Below are 7451 nucleotides of genomic sequence, written 5' to 3' on the forward strand. Positions count from 1 at the left end.
GGGGTGCCACCAAAGGCACTCCGCCACTTAGCGTGTTCGGCTGAATGCGCTCCGGACTGGAGGACTAATTGGCGACGGTGACCTCGAGGCCGCGCTCGTGGCCGTTGCGCGCCCCACCGCCGGCCCGTCCCTTCGGGGTCGAGAGAGCGGGGCCGGCCATGGCCTTGCGCTCGTCGAGCCAGCGGGTCACCGCGGATGCGGGCACGGGCTTGCTCAGGTAGTAACCCTGAGCCTCGTCGCAGCCCATGGCGCGTAGGCGGTCCCAGACCATCTGGTCCTCGACTCCTTCGGCGACCGTGCACAGGCCGAGGTTGTGGCCGAGCTCGATGATCGACTGCACGATCGTGGCGTCGTTGGCGTCGGTTGCCATCCGGAACACGAACGAGCGGTCGATCTTCACCTCCTGCACGGGTAGCCGCTGCAGGTAGGAGAGAGAGGAGTACCCGGTTCCGAAGTCGTCCACCGACAGCTTCACGCCGATGGCCGACAGCCGCTCGAGCACCTTGATGGTGCGCGACGGGTCAGCCATGACCCCGGACTCGGTGATCTCCAGGGTGAGGTGGTCCGGGGTGAGGCCCACCTGGGCCAGCAGCGCCTCGATGTCGGTCGGAAGCTCGGAGTCGAGGAGGCTGCGGACGGCCAGGTTGACCGAGACGCCGATGGCGTGGCCGCGGTCGTTCCACTCCCGGCACTGGGCCAGCGCCACCCGCAACACGTGGGTGGTCAAAGCGGAGATGAGGCCGCTGTGCTCGGCCATGGGGATGAACTCGTCCGGACCCAACAGGCCGTGCTCGGGATGGCGCCACCGCACCAGGGCCTCGGTACCGGTCACGACGCCGTCCGACAGGCGGGCCTTGGGCTGGTGGTACACGAGGAGCTCGCCCCGCTCGACGAAGCTGCGCAGCTCGGCGGCCAGAGCCAGCCGCTTGGGGCTGTAGTTGTCCCGCTCGGGTGAGTACAGGGCCACCGCGTCCCTGCCCGCCTTGGCCTCGTACATGGCCACGTCGGCCCGCTGCAGCAGGGTGGAGGCGTCGTCACCGTGCTCGGGATAGATGGCGATGCCGATACTCACGCCCACGTCCAGGGACAGCTCGTCGACCGTGAACGGACGCCGGAGGGCCTCGGCTATGCGGAGCGCGGTCTGGGTGGCCTCGTCGACCGAGCCCAGGTCCGGAAGCAGCACGGCAAACTCGTCGCCTCCGAGCCGGGCCACGGTGTCACGCCGGCGCAGCACCTGGGTGAGTCGCACCGCGACCTCGCGGAGGAGCAGGTCCCCGTTGTGATGGCCGAGGGTATCGTTGACCTCCTTGAAGCGGTCGAGGTCCATCAGCATCACCGCCGCCGCCAGCTCCTCCTCGCCGGCCGGGGCCGGGCGCGTCGCCTCGGCCACCCGCTGGATGAACAGGGTGCGGTTCGGCAGGCCGGTGAGCGGGTCGTGCAGCGCCTCGTGACGCCGCTCGTCGGCCTCGCGGCGCAGCTGCTCGACCAGACGGCCGTTCTCGAAGGCCACGCTGGCGTGGTTGGCCAGGGTGGCGAACAGCTGGAGGTCCTCGTCGTCGAAGGTGCTGACCTCGCCGAGGCGGTCCGAGACCATGATGATGCCGACCACCCCGTCCTCGGCCCGGAGGGGGGCGGCGATGCAGTCCCTCACCCCCAGCTTCTCGAGGTAGTCCAGCTTCCGCCGGTCCCGGGTGGTGCGGGCGATGACGACGGGACGGCCGTTCTCGACGACCTCCCGCCAGACCCACTGGCCCTCGAGCCCCGACCCCTCGTCGGTGAGCAGCTCACCGGGCAGGGGCGCCTCGGCGGATCCGTTCGCCCGGTCGGCCTGCTCCTCGTTGCGCAGCCGGTGGCCCGCCGCCCCGGTGGCCCGGTCGACCAGCACCACCTCGGCGCGTGCGGCGCGGAGGAGCTTGCGGGCCTCGGCCAGCACCTCGTCCATGACCGCCTCGGCCCGGACCGCCGCCCCGACCATCCGGGTGAAGTCGTACAGCAGCTGGAGGCTCGAATAGCGCTGGGACAGGGCGGCGTAGCCGCGGTAGCCGAGCGCCACCATCATCGCCACCAGGGCGAAGAGCGCCATGGCCCACGGGCTCACCCACAGGATCACGGCGGCCAGGATCGACAGGCTGATGTTGGCGGCGGCGGTGAGGCCTCCGGTCACCATGACCGAGGTCAGCTTGGCCTGGCCCCCGTGCCAGCGGATGGCGGCGGTGACGGCCGTCATGCTGATCAGGTCGGCGGTGACGACGCCGACGACGACCGCCACCCAGCTCATCGGGTCCAGCGGGGTAACGCCGTTCGACAGGAGGTGGAACACGAGCACGGCCAGCGAGACCTCGCCCATGTGCATGGCCAGGTTGAAGGTCAGCTTGAGGAGGGCCTGGCGGCGGACGATCGTCAGGTAGAGGAGCTCCCCGAGAACCCGGCCCAGGACGATGGCCCACGGGGCCGCGAAGAAGAAGCCGATCACCAGCGGCAGCTCGCTCAGGCTGAACGAGTGGGCCTCGTCCCTGATCTCGAGGTGGAACAGCAGGGCCTCGGTGAGCATGAACGCCGGCACGAAGGCCCACCACGGCACCGTCAGCGGGGAGTGCAGGGGGGTCTGGTTGGCCGACGCCCCGAGCAGGGCCAGGGCGCCGATGACCACCAGGGCGCCGGAGAGAGCGAAGACGCGCGCGCGAGGCGATCCCCACCGGCGAAGCCCTTGTGGTGTCATCTCTCTCGTCCCGATAGCCATGTGTGCCCGAGCGCATGGCGCGCCAGTGGCGCTCGCGTCCTGATCTCATCGGCACGCGGCGATGGCCGACTTGAGAGACGGATGGGGTTTGAGACGGGTTGGGACGAATACGGGAACTTCGCCCTGCTGCGGCCCTATTGCACGCCCAGGAGGTCGATCACGAAGACCAGGGTCTCGTTGGGCTGGATCGTGGGGGGCTGGCCCTGCGGTCCGTAGCCCTGGGCCGGGGGGATCACGACCTCGCGCCGGCCGCCGATCTTCATCCCGATGATGGCGTCCTTGAAGCCGGGAATCACCCCCGACAGGGGGAACGTGGCGGGCTGGCCCCGCGACCAGGAGGAGTCGAAGGCCTTCCCGTCGGCGTAGTTGGCGCCGAGGTACTGGACCTTCACGGTCGCGCCGTCGGTCGCGGCCGTTCCCGTCCCGACCACGAGGTCCTCGGCCTCGAGGGTGGTGGGGGCGGGCGCGCTCCCGGCCGACAGCGCCGGGGCGGAGCTCATGTTCTTGGCGTTGCTGACTGCGGGCAGGCCGCTCGTGACCAGCGTGACGGCCGCGGTGGCCGGGGTGCTCCCGCTGGTCGAGGTGGCGCCCGAGGTGGTCGTGGCGCCCGAGGTGGTCGTGGTCGCGCCGCCCGAGGCGGACCCGCTGCTCCCGCACCCCGCCGCCAGGGTGCCGGCCGCCACCAGGCCGAGGGCCGTTGCCGCCAGCGATCTCATGCCTGCACCAGCATCACGGGATTGCCCTCCGGGTCGGTGATGGCCGCCAGGGTCGGCGTGTTGGGCAGGTCGAAAGGCTCGGCTACCACGGTTCCTCCCAGCTCGGCGGCCCGGGTCAGCGACTCGCGCAGGTCCCGGACCTGGATGTACAGGGTGATCCCGCTCCGCTGGCCCTGGCGGAGGTGGCCGGCGGGGCCGGGCTCGGGGCCGCCGATACCGGCGGGGATCTCCATGATCGGGCCCGTACCGATGCCCCAGTTGAACATCCGGCCGTAGAAGTCGCGCAGCCGGTCGGGCTCCCGGGCCTCGATCTCCCAGTGGACGACGGGCCGGGGCCAGTCGGGTGTCTTGGTGTCCGGTGCCATCGCCGGGACGATAGGCGGTGAAGACTGGGCCGATGTCCGTCGTCGAGACCCTCACCTTCCGGCTGGTGCCCGGCGCCGACGAGGAGGACTTCCTCGCCGCCGACCGGGCGGTGCAGACCGAGCTGATCCCGAACCAGGCCGGCTTCATCCGGCGGACCACGGCCCGCAGCGCCGACGGGGAGTGGGCCGTCGTCACCCTGTGGGGGTCCCCCGAGCAGGCCGAGGCCTACCACCAGGTGACGACCACCGCCCCGGTGGCCCAGCGGTTCCGGTCGTACCTCGACACCGGCACTCTCCGCTTCGGGCGCTATCTCACCCTTGACTGAGGGCGCGGCGCTGGCCGGGCTGCTGGTGGTCGAGTGGGCCAGCGGCGTGGCCGGTCCGCTGGCCGGGATGCTGCTGGCCGATCACGGCGCCGAGGTGGTGAAGGCCGAGCCGTCCGGCGGGGACCCCGCCCGGGCCGACCCGGGCTTCCACGTCTGGAACCGGGGCAAGCGGGGCGTGGCGGTGACCGGGCCGGACGGGGTGGCGGCCCTCCTCGCCGGCGCCGACCTCTGCATCGTCAGCGCCCCGACGGGCCGTCTGGCCGGCACGCCGCTCGAGCCGGCGGCAGTGGCGGGGCGGCATCCCCGCCTGGTCTACCTGCACACCCCGCCGTACACCGACGACGCCCCGTGGGCCGGCGGGGGCGAGTCCGACGCCCTCCTCGGCGCCCTCACGGGCACGGCCATGCGCCAGTTCTCCTCGGGCGGCGGTCCCGTCGACGACGTCTACCCCCACCTGGTGACCGTCCAGGGCATCTGGGCGGCCGCCGCCGCCGTTTCGGCGCTCCACGAGCGCGAGCGGTCGGGGTGCGGCCAGGTCGTGACCGTGGCGGGGGTCCACGGGGTCATGGTGGCCGCCGCCGGCGCCCTCACCTTCGACGCCTCAGCGGCGGCGCCGGCCCCGACCGGCCCCGCGGGCCCGGTGCCCTACTACCGGCTCTACCAGTGCGGGGACGGGGAGTGGCTCTTCCTCGCCGCCCTGATCCCCCGCTTCACCGCCTGCGCCTTCGAGGCCCTCGGGGTCCCCGACCTGCTCACCGACCCCCGCCTCGGCGCCAACCCGCGGGGCGCCATGCTCACCCCCGAGCACGCCCCGTGGGTGACGGCCCGGCTGGCCGGGGCGTTCCGGGCCCGGCCCCGCGCCGAGTGGCTCGAGATCCTGGCCCGGGCGGGCTGCCCGGTGGGGCCGGTGCTCTCGCGCGCCGACTGGCTCGACCACCCCCAGCTGGCCGCCACCGGGATGCGGGTCGAGGTCGACGACCCGGTGCTGGGCCCCGTCGCCATGCCGGGCGTGCCGCTGACCCTGACCGCCGCGCCGGGGTGGGTGGGAGGAGCGGCGCCTCCTCCGCCCGGGCCATCAGAGGGCCCAGCGGCTGCCCCCCGGCCGGCCTCGCCGGAGCCCGGAGCCGGCCCGCTCGGGGCCGCGGACACGGGGGCGGACGCCCGGCCGGACGGGCCCCTGGCCGGCGTGGTCGTGTTGGACCTCGGGGCCATCATCGCCGGACCCTTTGCCGCCTCCCTCCTCGCCGAGCTGGGGGCCGACGTGGTGAAGATCGAGCCGCTGAGCGGGGACAGCTTCCGCGGACCGGGCTTTGCCGCCTACAACAAGGGCCAGCGCAGCGTGGCCGTGAACCTGGCCGACGAGCGGGGACGGGCCACCTTTCTACGCCTGGTGGCCGGCGCCGACGTCGTGATCGACAACTACCGGCCGGGGGTTCTCGAGAGGCTGGGTATCGGCTACGACGCGTTGCGCGCCGTGAACCCCGGCGTGATCGCCATCAGCATCACCGGCTTCGGGCCGGGCGGGCCTCTCGGCCGGGAGGCGGGCTTCGACCCCGTCCTGCAGGCGATGAGCGGGATGATGGCGGCCCAGGGGGGAGACGACGAGCCGGTCTTCTTCACCATCCCGGTCAACGATGTGGCGGCGGCGGCCACGTCTGCCCTGGCCGCGTGCCTGGCCCTGCACCACCGGACCCGGCACGGCGGGGGTCAGCGGGTGTGGACCTCGCTGGCGGCCATGGCGACGCTCCTGCAGGCGGGCGAGCTCGTTCGCTTCCCCGGCCGCCCCGCGTCTCCCGTCGGGGGCCGCGACCACCGCGGCCCGGCGCCGGCCGACCGGTTCGTCGAGGTGGCCGACGGATGGGTGCGGGTGCACGCCCGCGGGAACGCAAGCGGGCTCTTCGCCGGCATGTCCGACGCCTTGGCATCGATGACCCGCGACACCGCGTGCCGCTGGCTGACCGAGCGCGGGATCCCCGCCGCTCCGGCCCGGAGGACGGCGGAGCTGGCCGGGGACGATGCGCTCGTCTCCTACGGCATGCTGCAGCCGGACCCGCGTCCCGACCGGGCCGGGTGGTGGACGACCGGACGCCACGTGCACATGAGCCGCACCCCGCGCACGGCGGTGCTGACGGCGCCGGCGTTGGGCAGACACACGGTGGAGGTGCTCAGCGCCGCCGGTCTCTCCCCGGGTGAGATCGACGCCCTCCTCGCCGCCGGAGTCGTGAAGCAGGCGACCGTCAGTTGAACCGGGCTCGCTCGGTCACACCCGAGTCCGGCATCAGCAGCTGGAGCCCGAGCACCCATGACAGGTTGGCGCGGTCCCCGGCCACCGAGTACGTGTAGCGGAGGTTGGCGAGGATGCGGGCCACGATCTGGCGGTTGGTGACCGGCTGCAGGTAGTCGGGCGGGAACCGCATGTCGGGGTCGGCGATCCTACGGAACAGGGCTTCACAACCGGCCGCGTCGAGCAGCTTCCCGCCGGCGAAGGCGTCCACGAACCAGCCCGGATCCCCGGTGTGGCGCAGGAGAAAGTGCCCGGGCATCCCGACCCCGGCCATCGGGACGCCGGCGCGCCGGGCCACCTCCATGCCGACGACGGCCAGCGTGATCGGCATGCCCCGGCGCCGCTCGATGACCCGGTCCAGTCGGGAGTTCTCGACGGCGTGATAGTCCTCGGCGTCCCCGGTCAGGCCGAGGTCGGTGAACAGCCGGGTGTGCCAGGCGGAGAAGGAGTCGATCCCCGCCGCCATCCCGTCGAGCTCGTCCAGACTGCGCCCGATGTCGAGGCCGGGTTCGGCGTGGGCGCACACGAGAAGACAGGCTTCGTCGAGGCGCAGCTCCTCGTCCCGACCCGAGACCAGCTGGGCGAATCGTGATGTCGGGTCCCGCCCTTCGCCGGACATCGGCTCAGCGGCTCAGGGCCACGGCCGGCGATCCTCCGGGCGGACCGGCGCCGCGGAACACGGCGTTACCGAAGGTGAAGACCCCGCCGTCGGAGCCCACCAGCCAGTAGCCCGCGTGATCCCGGGTGGGGGTGACGGCAACGACCGGACCGGACAGGCGCCGCCCGCCCATCGACCCGAGGTACGGGGCCCGCCCGAAGGTGAACACCCCGCCTCCGGACGCCACGAGCCAGTAGCCGTGGCCGTCGGCGGTCGGCGCCATCCCGACGATCGGGGTCGCCAGCCGCCCGGCCAGTGGACCGGTGACCGGGGTGGCGGTGTAGGCCGAGCCCTCGAACTGGGCGTCCCCGAAGCTGAACACGCCGCCGTCGGCGCCGACCAACCAGTACCCGCCCCCGTCA

The 7451-nt window shown here is 73.0% G+C and carries 7 protein-coding genes; 2 read left to right on the plus strand and 5 right to left on the minus strand.

What is annotated here, in order from left to right; translation table 11 throughout:
• Positions 1–64: 64 nt before the first annotated feature.
• The 3 genes from VFW24_12490 to VFW24_12500 form a co-directional block, all read right to left on the minus strand.
• Entirely contained in the window at positions 65–2650 is a 2586-nt protein-coding gene (locus tag VFW24_12490; protein ID HEX5267582.1) for an EAL domain-containing protein, read from the minus strand.
• Between the two features lie 224 nt (positions 2651–2874).
• The gene (locus VFW24_12495; GenBank protein HEX5267583.1) at positions 2875–3456 is read right to left on the minus strand and encodes an FKBP-type peptidyl-prolyl cis-trans isomerase; all 582 of its coding nucleotides are present in this window, start codon (positions 3454–3456) and stop codon (positions 2875–2877) included.
• Entirely contained in the window at positions 3453–3821 is a 369-nt protein-coding gene (locus tag VFW24_12500; protein HEX5267584.1) for a VOC family protein, read from the minus strand. The genes VFW24_12495 and VFW24_12500 overlap by 4 nt, the downstream gene beginning before the upstream one ends.
• A gap of 32 nt (positions 3822–3853) precedes the next feature.
• Between VFW24_12500 and VFW24_12505 the strand changes: the two genes are divergently transcribed.
• Together VFW24_12505 and VFW24_12510 are read left to right on the plus strand one after the other, a co-directional pair.
• A complete protein-coding gene (locus tag VFW24_12505) occupies positions 3854–4147 on the plus strand; it encodes a hypothetical protein (GenBank protein HEX5267585.1) in 294 nt (97 codons plus the stop codon).
• On the plus strand, positions 4140–6392 hold the full coding sequence (locus VFW24_12510) for a CoA transferase (protein HEX5267586.1): 2253 nt from the start codon (positions 4140–4142) through the stop codon (positions 6390–6392). The genes VFW24_12505 and VFW24_12510 overlap by 8 nt, the downstream gene beginning before the upstream one ends.
• Here the strand turns inward: VFW24_12510 and VFW24_12515 are convergent.
• Both VFW24_12515 and VFW24_12520 read right to left on the minus strand, forming a co-directional pair.
• Positions 6385–7050, minus strand: coding sequence for a transglutaminase-like domain-containing protein (locus VFW24_12515; GenBank protein HEX5267587.1), 666 nt, complete (start codon positions 7048–7050; stop codon positions 6385–6387). The two genes, VFW24_12510 and VFW24_12515, sit on opposite strands and share 8 nt — an antisense overlap.
• 4 nt (positions 7051–7054) lie before the next feature.
• Positions 7055–7451, minus strand: a 397-nt coding sequence (locus VFW24_12520) for a hypothetical protein (GenBank protein ID HEX5267588.1), incomplete at its 5' end; no start/stop codon positions are given.

This window comes from Acidimicrobiales bacterium (assembly GCA_036273495.1).
Classification (GTDB): Bacteria; Actinomycetota; Acidimicrobiia; order Acidimicrobiales; family JAJPHE01; genus DASSEU01.

Bases quoted from the DNA above. Each gene is read 5' to 3' on its own strand.
- VFW24_12495 (HEX5267583.1), bottom strand. From the start codon at position 3,456: ATGAGATCGCTGGCGGCAACGGCCCTCGGCCTGGTGGCGGCCGGCACC.
- VFW24_12500 (HEX5267584.1), bottom strand. From the start codon at position 3,821: ATGGCACCGGACACCAAGACACCCGACTGGCCCCGGCCCGTCGTCCAC.
- VFW24_12505 (HEX5267585.1), top strand. From the start codon at position 3,854: ATGTCCGTCGTCGAGACCCTCACCTTCCGGCTGGTGCCCGGCGCCGAC.
- VFW24_12515 (HEX5267587.1), bottom strand. From the start codon at position 7,050: ATGTCCGGCGAAGGGCGGGACCCGACATCACGATTCGCCCAGCTGGTC.